Below are 14,992 nucleotides of genomic sequence, written 5' to 3'. Positions count from 1 at the left end.
AGGTACGAGCGTGGCGCTCGGAAAACAGCGGTCCGAAAGGCCCTCCGTGGGGAGGGCCGCCCGGTGTTACAGCAAGATGGTACGGATGTCGCCCAGCAGGTCGCTCAGACGCTTGGTGAAGCGAGCAGCGGCGGCGCCGTTGATCACACGGTGATCGTAGGACAGCGACAGTGGCAGCATCAGCTTTGGCTGGAAGGCTTTACCGTCCCAGACGGGCTGGATGGTGGCTTTGGAGACCCCCAGGATCGCCACTTCCGGCGCGTTGACGATCGGCGTGAAGCCGGTGCCGCCAATGTGGCCGAGGCTGGAAATGGTGAAGCAGGCGCCCTGCATGTCGTCGGCGGTGAGCTTTTTGCTCCGGGCTTTTTCGGCCAGGGCAGCGGCTTCGCCAGCCAGTTGCAGCAGGCTCTTCTGGTCGACGTTGCGGATGACCGGTACCAGCAGGCCTTCCGGGGTGTCGACGGCAAAACCGATGTGCACGTATTTCTTGCGGATCACAGCTTTGCCGCTTGGGGCCAGCGAGCTGTTGAAGTCCGGCAGTTCCTTGAGCAGGTGCGCGCAGGCCTTGAGCAGCAGTGGCAGCACGGTCAGCTTGACGCCGGCCTTCTCGGCCACGGCTTTTTGCGCGACGCGGAAAGCTTCCAGTTCGGTGATGTCGGCCTGGTCGAACTGAGTCACGTGCGGAATGTTCAGCCAGCTGCGGTGCAGGCTCGACGCGCCGATTTGCATCAGGCGAGTCATTGCCACTTCTTCGGTTTCACCGAAGCGGCTGAAATCCACTGCCGGGATCGGCGGGATGCCCGCACCACCGGCAGCGCCTTCGGCCGGAGCGTTCTTGGCCTTCTGCATCATGGCCTTGACGTAAGCCTGCACGTCTTCCTTCAGCACACGACCATGTGGACCGCTTGGGCCGACGGCAGACAGTTCGACGCCAAATTCACGGGCCAACTGACGTACCGCAGGGCCGGCGTGCACCTTGGCACCGCTTGGGGCGGGTGCGGCAGCTGGTGCTGGTGCTGGTGCAGCCTCGGCTTTGGCGGCAGGCGCGGCAGCCGGAGCCGGAGCCGCTTCGGATTTGGCGGCAGGCGCAGCAGCCTGGGCTGGGGCAGCAGGTGCCGCAGCACCGGCCACTTTCAGCTTCAGGATCAGGTCACCGGTGCCCACTTCGTCTTCCAGCTTGATCTCGACGCTTTCCACCACGCCGGCAGCCGGCGACGGGATTTCCATGCTGGCTTTGTCGGATTCCAGGGTGATCAGCGACTGGTCGGCTTCGACGGTGTCGCCGGCCTTGACCAGCACTTCGATGATCTTGGCCTTGCCCGACGAGCCGATGTCCGGAACATGAATGTCCTGGACCGTGGCAGCGGCAGGCGCGGCGGCCGGGGCGGGAGCCGCCTCGGCAACCGGTGCGGCGGCAGGCTTTTCAGCCGCCGCCGGGGCAGCAGGAGCCGCTGCCTCAGGCGCCGCAGCGGCGCCCTCGACTTCCAGCTCCAGCAGTTCGTCGCCTTCTTTCAGGCGATCACCCAGCTTCACTTTCAGGCTTTTGACGATACCGGCCTTCGGCGCAGGCACTTCCATGCTGGCCTTGTCCGATTCAAGCGTCAGGATGCTCTGCTCGGCTTCGATACGGTCGCCGACCTTCACAAACAGTTCAATGACTTCACCTTCACCGCTGCCGATGTCAGGTACGCGAATGAGTTCGCTCACAAAAATTCTCCTCAGCAGTCCAGTGGGTTGCGTTTTTCCGGATCGATGCCGAACTTGACGATGGCCTCGGCCACCACCTTGGGTTCGATATCGCCACGGTCAGCCAGGGCTTCCAGGGCTGCCAACACAACGAACTTACGGTCGACTTCGAAGAAGTGACGCAGCTTCTTGCGGCTGTCGCTACGGCCGAAACCGTCGGTGCCCAGCACCTTGAATTCCTTGGAAGGAACCCACTGGCGGATCTGCTCGGCGAACAGTTTCATGTAGTCGGTCGAGGCGATGACCGGACCTTTGCGGCCGTTCAGGCATTCTTCGACGTAACTCAGTTTCGGCTTCTGGCCTGGGTGCAGACGGTTGCTGCGCTCTACGGCCAGGCCGTCGCGACGCAGTTCGTTGAAGCTGGTGACGCTCCACACGTCAGCGCCGACGTTGAACTCTTCGCGCAGGATCTTCGCTGCTTCACGCACTTCGCGCAGGATGGTGCCGGAGCCCATCAGTTGGACGTGGTGCGCCGCTTCGCGGGTATCTTCTTCGAGCAGGTACATGCCCTTGATAATGCCTTCCTCCACGCCGGCCGGCATGGCTGGCTGCTGGTAGGATTCGTTCATCACGGTGATGTAGTAGAAAACGTCCTGCTGCTCTTCGGTCATCTTCTTCATGCCGTCCTGGATGATCACCGCCAGCTCGTAGCCGTAGGTTGGATCAAAGGTGCGGCAGTTCGGGATGGTGGCAGCCAGGATGTGGCTGTGACCGTCTTCATGTTGCAGGCCTTCGCCGTTGAGCGTGGTTCTGCCGGCGGTGCCGCCGATCAGGAAGCCACGGGTCCGGCTGTCGCCAGCGGCCCAGGCCAGGTCGCCGATACGCTGGAAGCCGAACATCGAGTAGAAGATGTAGAACGGCAGCATCGGCTGGTTGTGGCTGGAGTACGAAGTACCGGCTGCGATGAACGAGCTCATGGCGCCCGCTTCGTTGATGCCTTCTTCGAGGATCTGGCCCTTCTTGTCTTCCTTGTAGAACATCACCTGGTCTTTATCGACTGGCTCGTAGAGCTGGCCGACGGAGGAGTAGATGCCCAACTGACGGAACATGCCTTCCATGCCGAAGGTACGGGCTTCGTCCGGGATGATCGGTACGATGCGCGGGCCGATTTCCTTGTCCTTGACCAATTGCGCGAGGATTCGCACGAAGGCCATGGTGGTGGAAATCTCACGGTCGCCCGAGCCGTCAAGGATGGCCTTGAGGGTATCGAGCGATGGGGTCGGCACGCTGAAGCTCTGGGCGCGGCGCTGGGGCACGAAACCACCCAGTGCGGTGCGACGCTCGCTCAGGTAGCGGGCTTCGGCGCTGTTGGGCTCCGGCTTGAAGAACGGCAGGTTTTCCAGTTCCTCGTCCTTGACCGGGATGTCGAAGCGGTCGCGGAACAACTTCAGGCTGTCGACGTCGACTTTCTTGGTGTTGTGCGCAGTGTTTTTCGCTTCGCCGGCACCGGTGCCATAACCCTTGATGGTCTTGGCCAGGATGACGGTCGGTTGTTCCTTGTGGTTGACCGCTTCGTGGTACGCCGCGTAGACCTTGTACGGGTCGTGGCCGCCACGGTTGAGCTTCCAGATCTCGTCGTCGGACAGATCGGCAACCATTGCCTTGAGTTCAGGCGTGTTGAAGAAGTGCTCTCGGACGAACGCGCCGTCCTTGGCCTTGTAATTCTGGTATTCGCCGTCGATGACTTCGTCCATGCGGCGTTGCAGGATGCCGTCGACGTCCTTGGCCAGCAGTGGGTCCCAGAAACGGCCCCAGATGACCTTGGTCACGTTCCACTGAGCGCCGCGGAACACGCCTTCGAGTTCCTGGATGATCTTGCCGTTGCCGCGAACCGGGCCGTCGAGGCGCTGCAGGTTGCAGTTGATGACGAAGATCAGGTTGTCCAGCTTCTCGCGGCCGGCCAGAGAGATGGCGCCCAGGGATTCCGGCTCGTCGCACTCGCCGTCGCCCAGGAAGCACCAGACTTTCTGCTTGCCTTCGGGAATGAAGCCACGGGCTTCCAGGTACTTCATGAAGCGCGCCTGGTAGATGGCCTGAATCGGGCCCAGACCCATGGATACGGTCGGGAACTGCCAGAAGTCCGGCATCAGCCAAGGGTGCGGATAGGACGACAGGCCCTGACCATCCACTTCCTGGCGGAAGTTGTTCATCTGCTCTTCGCTGATGCGGCCTTCCATGAATGCACGGGCGTAAACGCCTGGCGAGGTGTGGCCCTGGAAGTAGATCAGGTCGCCGCCGTGTTCGTCGGTCGGGGCCTGGAAGAAATAGTTGAAGCCGATGTCGTACAAGGTTGCGCTGGAGGCGAAGCTGGAGATGTGACCGCCCAGGTCAGAATCTTTCAGGTTCGTACGCATCACCATGGCCATCGCGTTCCAGCGTACCAGCGAGCGAATGCGGCGTTCCATGAACAGGTCGCCGGGCATGCGTGCTTCGTGGGTAACGGGGATTGTGTTGCGGTATGGCGTGGTGATGGCGTAAGGCAATTGCGAACCGCTGCGGGTTGCGAGTTCGCCCATACGGGTCATCAGATAGTGAGCACGGTCTTCGCCTTCTTTGTCGAGAACCGATTCCAGGGCGTCCAGCCATTCCTGGGTTTCGACGGGATCGAGGTCTTGCATGGCTTGCTCCAGGGCGGAAAGGCTACCAGAATCGGTTGCCTGAGTTTGCGACTGGCCTTGTGGGCAGACGGTATAAATTCTTGGATTGCCGAAGGTTGTTTCGGCGGCGTGTAGTTTTACTACAAATCGTCGGCCGTTTCAGCCTTTCGAATGTATAGACGAGTAGTAAAACTACACATGAGCGGCTTGTGGCCCCTCGTTTCGTTGTGAGAATAATCGTTACTGTTGGTCGTTAGCCAACTCGTACAGGTAAAAACTTGATGTCGGCTGCCAATAAAATCAGATTTTCAGCTATTTATCATCTTTGTTCGACAGTCGATCAGGTAGTGTCATCTGAAAAAACACTACATCCAGCCTTCCCCGCGCCGATCAAGGATAGACCATGAGCCTGCCCTCGCTTACCGAAGTTCCGGCCATTCTCCAGTCATTGGTCAGTCGTGCCGAGCAGTCGTTCCGTGCGGCGGTCGCTTCCCTGGACGACGACCATGGGCTGTCCACCTGGGCGCCCGAACGCTGGAGCGAGTTCAACCGTGTCGCCGCCGCCAGTGATTTTTTTATCGAGCAGAGTGTTCGTGACCCCTCGATGCTGCTGGAGCTGGTGCGCAGCGGTGAACTGGACCGCCACCTGGCGCCCGGCGAAATGTGCGCTCAGATTGGCGCCGCCGTCCAGGCCGCCGAGACTGAAGACGAACTGGGCCGCGTCCTGCGTCGCCAGCGCACCCGCCAACAGGTGCGGATCATCTGGCGCGACCTGACCCGCCAGGCCGACCTGGTCCAGACCTGTCGCGATCTCTCCGACATGGCCGATACCTGCATCGACCAGGCCTATCAATGGCTGTACCAGCGCCATAGTCAGCAATTCGGTACGCCTACCGGACGGCGCAGCGGTGAACCGCAGCACATGGTCATCCTGGGCATGGGCAAGCTTGGCGCGGTGGAACTGAACCTGTCGTCGGACATCGATCTGATTTTCGCCTACCCCGAGGGCGGCGAGACCGTTGGCGCCAAGCGGGCACTGGATAACCAGGAGTTTTTCATTCGTGTGGGGCAGCGCCTGATCAAGGCCCTGGATCCGATGACCGTCGACGGCTTCGTATTCCGTGTCGACATGCGTCTGCGCCCTTATGGTTCGGCCGGAGCGCTGGTGCTGAGTTTCAACGCGCTGGAGCAGTATTACCAGGACCAGGGTCGTGACTGGGAACGCTACGCGATGATCAAGGCGCGGGTGGTGGCGGGAGACCAGGTGGCCGGTGCGCAACTGCTCGACATGCTGCGCCCGTTCGTTTATCGCCGTTACCTGGACTTTTCTGCCATCGAAGCGCTGCGCACCATGAAGCAGTTGATCCAGCAGGAAGTGCGGCGCAAGGGCATGGCTGACAACATCAAGCTGGGTTCGGGCGGCATCCGCGAGGTGGAGTTCATTGCCCAGGCGTTCCAGTTGATCCATGGCGGTCGTGACTTGAGTTTGCAGCAGCGTCCGCTGTTGAAAGTACTGGCGACCCTGGAAGGCCAGGGCTATCTGCCGGCCAAGGTGGTCGACGAGCTGCGCCAGGGTTATGAGTTTTTGCGTTACACCGAACACGCGATCCAGGCCATCGCCGACCGTCAGACCCAGATGCTGCCGGACACTGCGCAGGACCAGGCGCGCATTGCGTTCATGCTGGGTTTTGCCGACTGGGCGGCCTTCCATGAGCAATTGATGTACTGGCGCGGTCGCGTAGCCTGGCACTTCGGCCAGGTCATCGCCGACCCGGATGAAGAGCAGGACGGCGAAAGCGAAGTAACGGTGGGCGGCGAATGGTTGCCGCTGTGGGAAGACAGCCAGGATGAAGGCGCGGCATGTCGTCAACTGGAGGAAGGCGGCTTCGTCGATGCCCCCAAGGCGCTCAAAGCCCTGGCCGCCCTACGCGGCAGTGCGCAGTTGCGTGCCATGCAGCGATTGGGGCGCGAGCGTCTGGATGCATTCATTCCGCGCCTGTTGGCCCAGGCGGTGGAACATGCCAACCCGGACCTGGTGCTTGAGCGCGTATTGCCACTCGTGGAAGCCGTGGCGCGCCGATCGGCCTATCTGGTGCTGCTGACGGAAAATCCCGGCGCCCTGCGACGCCTGCTGACGCTGTGCGCGGCGAGCCCGTGGATTGCCGAGCAGATCACCCGTTTTCCCCTGTTGCTCGATGAATTGCTCAACGAGGGACGCCTGTTCAAGCCGCCCCTGGCGCCGGAACTGGCGGCAGAGTTGCGTGAGCGCCTGACACGCATCCCCGAGGATGATCTCGAGCAGCAGATGGAGGCCCTGCGGCATTTCAAGCTGGCGCACCGTCTGCGGGTAGCCGCCTCGGAAATTGCCGGCAGCCTGCCGTTGATGAAAGTCAGCGATTACCTGACCTGGCTGGCCGAGGCCATTCTTGAGCAAGTGCTGGCCCTGGCCTGGCGCCAGACCGTGGCCAAGTATGGCGTGCCACTGCGCACTGACGGCAGCCTGTGCGATCCGGGCTTTATCATTGTCGGTTATGGGAAAGTCGGCGGTCTGGAGTTGGGGCATGGTTCCGACCTGGATCTGGTGTTCATCCACGATGGCGATCCGCAGGCGGAAACCGATGGCCCGAAACCTATCGACGGCGCGCAGTTCTTTACCCGGCTCGGCCAGCGAATCATCCATTTGCTGACGGCCCAGACCAACTCCGGACAGCTCTACGAAGTGGACATGCGCTTGCGGCCGTCCGGGGCGTCGGGGCTGCTGGTCAGCTCCCTCGGGGCTTTTGCACGCTATCAGGAGAACGAGGCCTGGACCTGGGAGCATCAGGCTTTGGTGCGGGCCCGCGTGCTGGTGGGCAGCCAGGATGTGGGTCAGGCGTTCGAAAAAGTTCGTGCCCAGGTGCTGGCGCGCAAGCGTGATTTGTCGACGTTGCGCCAGGAGGTCAGCGAGATGCGCGCCAAGATGCGCGATAACCTCGGCAGCAAGGCCACCGCAGCCGGAACCGCAGCGAATGCCTTCGAAGCCTCGGCGCCGTTCGACCTCAAGCAGGATGCCGGAGGTATCGTCGACATTGAATTTATGGTGCAATACGCGGCCCTGGCGTGGTCCGAGGAGCACCCATCGCTGCTGCGCTACACCGATAACATCCGCATTCTGGAAGGGTTGCAGGAGGTCGGGCTGATGCCGGCCGAAGACGCTACCCTGCTGCGCGAGGCCTACAAAGCCTACCGCTCCGCCGCCCACCGCGAGGCCCTACAGAAAGACGCCGGGGTGATTGCAGGCGACCAGTTTGTGGATGAGCGCCGGCAGGTGCTGCGGATCTGGCGTGAGCTGGGGCTGAGCTGAAGATTTAAATGTGGGAGCGGGCTTGCTCGCGAAGGCGGAGTCTCAGGCGACATTGATGTTGGATGTGATGGCCCCATCGCGAGCAGGCTCGCTCCCACAATAATGGGGTTGTGGTGCTGCACCATACTTGATGCAGATGAGTTCCCCTGTGGGAGCGAGCCTGCTCGCGATAGCGGAGTGTCAGGCGACATTGATATTGGATGTGAGAGCCTCATCGCGAGCAGGCTCGCTCCCACAGTTGTAGAGTGACGGCAACAGGCAACGTCCTAAGCCACAGTGATTGTCGAGGCGGGGAGGCGTAGGCCTCCCCGCATCGTTTTTGGAAGCCACATGAATATTCTGATTGTAGGGCCCAGTTGGGTCGGTGACATGGTGATGGCGCAGACACTGTTCCAGTGCCTCAAGCAGCGTCACCCGCAGTGCGAAATCGACGTGTTGGCCCCCGAGTGGAGCCGGCCGATTCTTGAACGCATGCCCCAGGTGCGCAAGGCCTTGAGCTTCCCACTCGGCCACGGTGTGCTGGAGCTGGCGACCCGTCGACGCATCGGCAAGTCCCTGGCCGGTCAGTACGACCAGGCGATTCTGTTGCCCAATTCGTTGAAATCGGCACTGGTGCCGTTCTTCGCCAGTATCCCCAAACGCACCGGCTGGCGCGGCGAGTTCCGCTACGGCCTGCTCAATGACGTGCGCACGCTGGATAAAGAGCGCTACCCGCTGATGATCGAACGCTTCATGGCCCTGGCCTACGATCCGGGTGCCGAGTTGCCCAAGCCGTATCCGCGCCCAAGCCTTGCGATCGACTCGGTGACCCGCGAAGCGGCGCTGGCCAAGTTCGGTCTGAGCCTGGACCGCCCAGTGCTGGCTCTCTGCCCAGGCGCTGAATTCGGTGAGTCCAAGCGCTGGCCGGCGGAGCATTACGCCCAGGTCGCCGAGACGAAGATTCGCGAAGGCTGGCAGGTCTGGTTGTTCGGTTCGAAAAACGATCATTCGGTGGGCGAGGACATCCGCTCGCGCCTGATCCCGGGCCTGCGGGAGGAGTCGGTGAATCTCAGCGGCGATACCTCCCTGGCCGAAGCCATCGACCTGTTGTCCTGCGCCGATTCGGTGGTGTCCAACGACTCCGGCCTGATGCACGTGGCCGCCGCCCTGAACCGGCCACTGGTGGCAGTGTACGGTTCCACCTCGCCGGGCTTTACGCCGCCGCTGGCCGAAAAAGTCGAAGTCGTACGCCTGGGCATCGAATGCAGCCCGTGCTTCGATCGCACCTGCCGCTTCGGTCATTACAACTGCCTGCGCCAGCTCATGCCGCCGTCGGTGAACGATGCCCTGGGGCGTTTGCAGGGCGCACCGGTGGAGGTTCAGTAACTTGCGGGTATTGCTGATCAAGACCTCTTCGCTGGGGGATGTGGTTCACACCCTGCCGGCGCTGACCGACGCGGCGCGGGCGATTCCCGGCATCAGGTTCGACTGGGTGGTGGAAGAAGGCTTTGCCGAAATTCCCACCTGGCACCCGGCGGTGGATACCGTCATCCCGGTGGCGATTCGTCGCTGGCGCAAGAACCTCTGGCAAACCATCAAAAGCGGCGAGTGGCGACGTTTCAAGCAAAGCGTGCGTGCCAAGAAGTACGATCTGGTGATCGACGCCCAAGGTCTGCTGAAAAGCGCCTGGCTGACTCGCTACGTCAAAGCTCCGGTGGCTGGCCTGGATCAGCACTCGGCTCGCGAACCTTTGGCCGCGCGCTTCTATTCTCGTCGCCTGGCCGTGGCTCGCGGTCAGCATGCGGTAGAGCGCGTGCGCCAGTTGTTTGCCGTGGCACTGGGTTATGACCTGCCCAAAACCATGGGCAGCTACGGCCTGAATGTCGACCGCCTGGTTGAATTGCCGCGCAGCTACCCCTACGTGGTGTTCCTGCATGGCACGACTTGGGAGTCCAAGCACTGGCCTGAACTCTACTGGCGCCAACTCGTTGAGCGCATGGGCCAGTTCGGCGTTGTGGTGAAGCTGCCATGGGGCAGCCCGTTGGAGAAAGCCCGGGCTGAGCGGATCGCCAATGGCATGCGCAACGCCCTGGTACTGCCAAAGCTGAATCTGGGTGGGATGGGCAAGGTGCTGGCCGGCGCGCAGGCCTGTGTGGCCGTGGACACAGGTCTGGGCCACCTGGCCGCTGCCCTGGATGTGCCGACCATTTCACTGCTCGGCCCCACTAACCCGGTGCTGACGGGTGCCTATGGCAAGGGGCAAATTCACCTCGCCAGTGATTTCCCTTGCGCGCCCTGCATGCAGAAACAATGTACTTACCCGCCGACCGCCGAAGATGCCCGTCGGTTTGACCTGAAACGCGAGCAGCCCCTGTGCTTCACGCGTCTGAATCCCGAGCGTGTTGCCAGCCACTTGAGCACGTTATTGGCTGAGGAGCCGCGCTGATGCAATTGGCTTTTGTCCTTTATAAATACTTCCCTTTCGGCGGCCTGCAGCGTGACTTCATGCGCATCGCCCTGGAGTGCCAGCGGCGCGGTCACCAGATCCGCGTCTACACGCTGATCTGGGAAGGTGACGTCCCGCCGGGCTTCGAAGTGCTGGTGGCGCCGGTCAAGGCGCTGTTCAACCACCGTCGCAATGAGAAACTCAGTGCGTGGATGGAAAAAGACCTGGCCAAGCGTCCGGTCGACCGTTTGATCGGCTTCAACAAAATGCCCGGCCTGGACGTGTATTACGCCGCTGACGGCTGCTTTGAAGACAAGGCGCAGAACCTGCGCAATTCGCTGTACCGGCGTTGGGGGCGTTACCGCCACTTTTCCGAGTACGAGCGAGCGGTATTCGCCAAGGATGCCAAGACCGAAATACTGATGATTTCCGAAGTGCAACAGCCTTTGTTTATCAAGCACTACGACACGCCGCTGGAGCGCTTTCACCTGCTGCCACCGGGCATCGCCCAGGATCGTCGCCGGCCCGCCGACGCCGATGAGGTTCGTGCCGCGTTTCGTGCCGAATTTGAACTGGCCGATGATGATCTGCTGCTGGTGCAGATCGGTTCCGGGTTCAAGACCAAGGGCGTGGATCGCAGCCTCAAGGCCCTGGCCGCGCTACCTTCGCAGCTTAAAAAACGCACCCGCCTGTTTGTAATCGGCCAGGACGACCCCAAAGTATTCCAATTGCAGAGCGCCGCGTTGGGACTTGGTGACAACGTACGCTTCCTCAAGGGCCGCAGCGACATTCCGCGTTTCCTGCTGGGCGCCGACCTGTTGATTCACCCGGCGTACAACGAGAACACCGGCACCGTACTGCTTGAAGCGCTGGTGGCCGGCTTGCCGGTGCTGGTCAGCGCGGTGTGTGGATACGCCCATTACATCGCCGAGGCCGACAGTGGCCTGGTGTTGGACGAACCGTTCGAACAGGCGCAGCTCACCGAGTACCTGGGGCGGATGTTGGGTGACGCCGACGCACGCGCGGCCTGGAGCCGCAACGGTCTGGCCTTCGCCGAGACGGCCGACCTCTACAGCATGCCGCAGCACGCGGCCGATGTGATATTGGCGGAGCACGCACAATGAAATTGATGCTGGCCGAACCGTTCAAGAGCCTTTGGGCCGGACGCGATGCGTTCGCCGAAGTCGAGGCGCTCAAGGGCGAGGTCTATCGCGAACTGGAAGCCCGGCGCACCTTGCGCACGGAGGTGGATGGTCGTGGCTTTTTCGTGAAAATCCACCGTGGCATCGGTTGGCGCGAGATCTTCAAGAATCTGCTGACCGCCAAGTTGCCGGTACTGGGCGCGGGACAGGAATGGAAAGCCATCCAGCGCTTGCAGCAAGTCGGTGTGCCGACCATGACCGCCGTGGCGTATGGAGAGAAAGGCAGCAACCCGGCCGACCAGCATTCGTTCATCGTCACCGAAGAGCTGGCGCCGACCGTCAGTCTCGAAGATCTCAGCATGGACTGGGTCAAGCAGCCGCCACAGCCGAAGCTCAAGCGAGCCCTGATTGCCGAAGTGGCGCGCATGACCGGCATGATGCACCGGGCCGGGGTCAACCATCGCGACTGCTATATCTGCCACTTTCTGCTGCACACCGATAAGCCCGTGACCGCCACGGATTTCAAACTTTCTGTGATCGACCTGCACCGTGCGCAGATCCGCCCCACCATCCCCCTTCGTTGGCGCAACAAGGACCTGGCGGCGCTGTATTTCTCTGCACTGGACATCGGCCTGACCCGTCGTGACAAATTGCGTTTCCTCAAGGGTTATTTCCAGCAGCCGCTAAGGCGGATCCTGGCCGAAGAAGCTTCGCTGCTGACCTGGCTCGAAGGCAAAGCCAACAGGCTTTACGCGCGCAAGCTGCGGTACGGGGGCGCGCTCTGATGTCGGGTTGGGTACTGGAGCCTTCCTACGCTGAGCTGGCAGAGGATTTCGGCAGTCTTGATGCAGTGTTCGCCCTGGAGGGCGAGCGTTTGACGCGGGACCCGCTGTCCGAGGTGATTCGGGTACAGCGCAATGGCGTGAATTACTATGTCAAACGCTACACCGGGGCCGGCAAGGGGCTGCGGCGATACTTGGGTAAGCCTCGGGTCAAGTCCGAATGGCAGAACCTCAAGCGCTTCGCCAAGTGGGGCATCCCCACTGCCGAAGTCGTGGCCTGGGGACTGGAGCGACGTGGCGCAGCCTATGACCGTGGCGCGATGATCACGCGCGAACTGCCTGGCACCGAAGATCTCTCGGCATTGGCCAGTCGTCACGATCCGAGGCTGGCCAATCGTGCCTGGGTTGACGGGGTGAGTCGGCAACTGGCTGGCTATACCCGGACCATGCACGAAAATCGCTTCACCCATAACGACCTGAAATGGCGCAATTTGCTGATCGACGATCAGTCACGGCTGTTTTTTATCGATTGTCCAAATGGTGATTTCTGGCGCGGCTTCTGGCTCAAGTATCGCATCACCAAAGACCTGGCGTGCCTGGACAAGGTAGCCAAGTATCATTTGTCGGCCACTCAGCGCCTGCGTTTTTACCTGCAGTATCGCCAGCGTAACCGGCTCGATGCGTGTGACAAGAAGCGCATCCGTCACGTAGTGAGATTTTTCGAGGGGCGTGAATGACTGATTTTCTGGCGACTGAAGACCAGTCATTGTTGCAACGCCACGGCCTGGATAGCTTCGAAGCCCTTTGGGAGCTGCAATTGGATGCGGTGGATGAACCCAACACTGCGGGCGGCGGTTGGAGCAGTGTCTTCCGGCTGGAACTGGAAGGGCGGGGTTATTACCTCAAGCGCCAGAGTAATTACCTGACCAGGACGTGGTCCCACCCCTTCGGCGAGCCCAGCTTTTCCCGGGAGTTTCGCAACATCAGCCGTTACCGCCAACTGGGGATTCCGGCCCTGCAAGCGGTGTTCTATGGTCAGCGCGATGTGGGCGGGGAGGTGCGGGCGATTCTGCTGACGCGTGCCCTGGACGGTTGGGATGATCTGGATTCATTGCTGCAACGCTGGTCGAGCCTGGCGGCGACGCAACGCGACACCGTCCTGCAGGCTTGCGGGCAGTTGGCGCGACGCCTGCATGGCATGCGTCAGGTCCATGGTTGCTTCTATCCCAAGCACATTTTTCTGCAAGCCACCGCCAGCGGTTATCAGGCGCAGTTGATCGACCTCGAAAAGACCCGGCCGCTATTGTTCGGTCAGCGGGATCGAATCAAGGACCTGGAGCCCTTGCTGCGGCGCGCGCGAGTCTGGAGTGACGACGATGTGCGTCAGATGCTCTGCACCTACCTGGATCAACCGCTCAAGAGTGCACTGGTTGACCGCTGGATGACCCGTCTGACCGCCCGGCGCAGCCATAAGGAGGCTCGTTGATGCATTTATCCGAATTGAAGAACGCCGGCCGCAGCCCCAGCCTGCCTTTGAGCCTGGAGCTGGCAGACGCCGCCGGCCCGGCGCAATTGCAGTTGCTCTCCCTGTTGCGTGTGTTGCCGGGACAGCGCTACGTAGGTGCTGGCGTCTGGCGCGGCCGTCCGGTGTTGGCCAAGTTGCTGGTCGGCAGCAAAGCGGGCAGGCACTTTCACCGCGAACTGCAAGGCGTGCGGCTGCTAGCCGAGCAGGGGCTGACTACGCCGCTGTTGCTGGCCGATGGCCTGAAAGAAGGCGAGGGTGGCTGGCTGCTGTTCGAATTGCTCGAGGGGGCCGAAAGCCTTGGGGACGCCTGGAAACAGGTCGAGGGCCTGCCATTGCTCGCCGACGAACAAACGGCGGTATTGGCCGAGGCGTTGGGAGCGATTGCACAACTGCACAGCAAAGGCCTGTGGCAGGAAGATCTGCACCTGGACAATCTGCTGCGCCACGGCGGCAAACTCTACTTGATCGACGGCGCCGGCATCCGCGCAGAAACGCCGGGTCACCCGTTGTCGCGCAACAAAGTGCTGGAAAACCTGGGAGTGTTTTTCGCCCAGTTGCCCAAATCCCTCGAGCCTTTCAACGAAGAGTTGTTGGTGCATTATCTGCTGGGCAACGCCGAGCACGCATTGCCCATGGAGGCGCTGCAAAAACAGATCGACAAGGTATACGCCTGGCGCCTGAATGACTTTTTGGAAAAAGTCGGGCGTGAGTGCAGTCTGTTCAGCGTTCAGCGTGGTCCGTTCGGTCTGCGGGCGATTCGTCGTGATGAAGAGGCGGCCATGGCGCCGGTACTGGAGCAGGCCGATGCCTTGCTTGACCAAGGTCACTTATACAAGACCGGTGGGTCGGCGAGCGTGGGTAAAGTCGATGTGAGCGGGCGCTCCGTGCTGATCAAGCGCTACAACATCAAAAATTTCGCCCACTGGCTCAAGCGCTTCTGGCGTCCGAGTCGCGCCTGGCATGCCTGGCGCGAAGGTCATCGCCTGACGTTCCTCGGTATCGCCACACCCAAGCCGCTGGCATTGCTGGAAAAGCGTTTTCTGTGGCTGCGTCGCGGCGCCTACCTGGTGACCGAGCACCTGCCAGGGCCTGACATCATTGAGCGCCTGGCCCCTTACGTCGAAAGCGGCGCCGCTCCCGAGCCAGAGTTGCAGGCGCTGGACCGGTTGTTCGCCGGCCTGATCCGCGAACGCATCAGTCACGGCGACTTCAAGGGCCACAACTTGCTCTGGCAGGACGATCGCTGGGCGCTGATCGACCTGGATTCCATGTGCCAGCACCGCAGCCTCTCCAGCTTTACCCCAGCCTATGCCCGGGATCGCGCGCGGTTCATGCGCAACTGGCCGCAGGACAGTGCGTTGTATCGGGTGATTGATCAGCGGGTGCCCAAAAGTTTTTGAATGATGCCCCGATAGCTGCTTCGGCACCTTCC

General features: G+C 61.5%; 10 protein-coding genes. 8 read left to right on the top strand and 2 right to left on the bottom strand.

What is annotated here, in order from left to right; genetic code table 11:
* Positions 1–66: 66 nt before the first annotated feature.
* The gene (gene aceF / locus BM132_RS01030) at positions 67–1,707 is read right to left on the bottom strand and encodes a dihydrolipoyllysine-residue acetyltransferase (protein WP_092452465.1); all 1,641 of its coding nucleotides are present in this window, start codon (positions 1,705–1,707) and stop codon (positions 67–69) included.
* 11 nt (positions 1,708–1,718) lie between these two features.
* Positions 1,719–4,364: a pyruvate dehydrogenase (acetyl-transferring), homodimeric type gene (gene aceE / locus BM132_RS01025; protein ID WP_047225912.1), complete on the bottom strand. Its 2,646-nt coding sequence runs from the start codon at positions 4,362–4,364 to the stop codon at positions 1,719–1,721.
* 382 nt (positions 4,365–4,746) lie between these two features.
* Here aceE and glnE point away from each other — a divergent pair, with 382 nt between their 5' ends.
* From glnE to BM132_RS00985, 8 genes are all read left to right on the top strand, one after another.
* Positions 4,747–7,686 (top strand): bifunctional [glutamate--ammonia ligase]-adenylyl-L-tyrosine phosphorylase/[glutamate--ammonia-ligase] adenylyltransferase, encoded by a 2,940-nt coding sequence (glnE, locus tag BM132_RS01020; RefSeq protein ID WP_092452462.1) that lies wholly within the window; start codon positions 4,747–4,749, stop codon positions 7,684–7,686.
* 330 nt (positions 7,687–8,016) lie between these two features.
* Positions 8,017–9,051, top strand: a complete 1,035-nt coding sequence (gene waaF / locus BM132_RS01015) for a lipopolysaccharide heptosyltransferase II (protein WP_092395658.1) — start codon at positions 8,017–8,019, stop codon at positions 9,049–9,051.
* Position 9,052: 1 nt separating this feature from the next.
* Entirely contained in the window at positions 9,053–10,111 is a 1,059-nt protein-coding gene (gene waaC / locus BM132_RS01010) for a lipopolysaccharide heptosyltransferase I (RefSeq protein ID WP_092395660.1), read from the top strand.
* Positions 10,111–11,235 (top strand): glycosyltransferase family 4 protein, encoded by a 1,125-nt coding sequence (locus BM132_RS01005; RefSeq protein WP_092395662.1) that lies wholly within the window; start codon positions 10,111–10,113, stop codon positions 11,233–11,235. The genes waaC and BM132_RS01005 overlap by 1 nt, the downstream gene beginning before the upstream one ends.
* On the top strand, positions 11,232–12,038 hold the full coding sequence (gene rfaP / locus BM132_RS01000) for a lipopolysaccharide core heptose(I) kinase RfaP (RefSeq protein ID WP_092452459.1): 807 nt from the start codon (positions 11,232–11,234) through the stop codon (positions 12,036–12,038). Before BM132_RS01005 ends, rfaP begins: the two co-directional genes overlap by 4 nt.
* Positions 12,038–12,772, top strand: coding sequence for a lipopolysaccharide kinase InaA family protein (locus tag BM132_RS00995; RefSeq protein ID WP_092395666.1), 735 nt, complete (start codon positions 12,038–12,040; stop codon positions 12,770–12,772). Before rfaP ends, BM132_RS00995 begins: the two co-directional genes overlap by 1 nt.
* Positions 12,769–13,521 carry a lipopolysaccharide kinase InaA family protein gene (locus BM132_RS00990; RefSeq protein ID WP_092452456.1) on the top strand — a complete coding sequence of 251 codons (753 nt, stop codon included), beginning with the start codon at positions 12,769–12,771 and terminating at the stop codon, positions 13,519–13,521. Before BM132_RS00995 ends, BM132_RS00990 begins: the two co-directional genes overlap by 4 nt.
* Positions 13,521–14,960 carry a lipopolysaccharide kinase InaA family protein gene (locus tag BM132_RS00985; protein WP_092452453.1) on the top strand — a complete coding sequence of 480 codons (1,440 nt, stop codon included), beginning with the start codon at positions 13,521–13,523 and terminating at the stop codon, positions 14,958–14,960. Before BM132_RS00990 ends, BM132_RS00985 begins: the two co-directional genes overlap by 1 nt.
* Positions 14,961–14,992 lie beyond the last annotated feature (32 nt).

The organism is Pseudomonas sp. NFACC45, assembly GCF_900113505.1.
GTDB lineage: Bacteria > Pseudomonadota > Gammaproteobacteria > Pseudomonadales > Pseudomonadaceae > Aquipseudomonas > Aquipseudomonas tehranensis.
The sequence above is the reverse complement of the archived record's forward strand: the minus strand, read 5'-3'. Positions and strand labels throughout refer to the sequence as shown.

What these genes read in the sequence shown, in the direction of transcription:
- aceE (WP_047225912.1), bottom strand. Translation starts at nt 4,364, where the DNA reads ATGCAAGACCTCGATCCCGTCGAAACCCAGGAATGGCTGGACGCCCTG.
- glnE (WP_092452462.1), top strand. Translation starts at nt 4,747, where the DNA reads ATGAGCCTGCCCTCGCTTACCGAAGTTCCGGCCATTCTCCAGTCATTG.
- waaF (WP_092395658.1), top strand. Translation starts at nt 8,017, where the DNA reads ATGAATATTCTGATTGTAGGGCCCAGTTGGGTCGGTGACATGGTGATG.
- BM132_RS01005 (WP_092395662.1), top strand. Translation starts at nt 10,111, where the DNA reads ATGCAATTGGCTTTTGTCCTTTATAAATACTTCCCTTTCGGCGGCCTG.
- rfaP (WP_092452459.1), top strand. Translation starts at nt 11,232, where the DNA reads ATGAAATTGATGCTGGCCGAACCGTTCAAGAGCCTTTGGGCCGGACGC.
- BM132_RS00995 (WP_092395666.1), top strand. Translation starts at nt 12,038, where the DNA reads ATGTCGGGTTGGGTACTGGAGCCTTCCTACGCTGAGCTGGCAGAGGAT.
- BM132_RS00990 (WP_092452456.1), top strand. Translation starts at nt 12,769, where the DNA reads ATGACTGATTTTCTGGCGACTGAAGACCAGTCATTGTTGCAACGCCAC.
- BM132_RS00985 (WP_092452453.1), top strand. Translation starts at nt 13,521, where the DNA reads ATGCATTTATCCGAATTGAAGAACGCCGGCCGCAGCCCCAGCCTGCCT.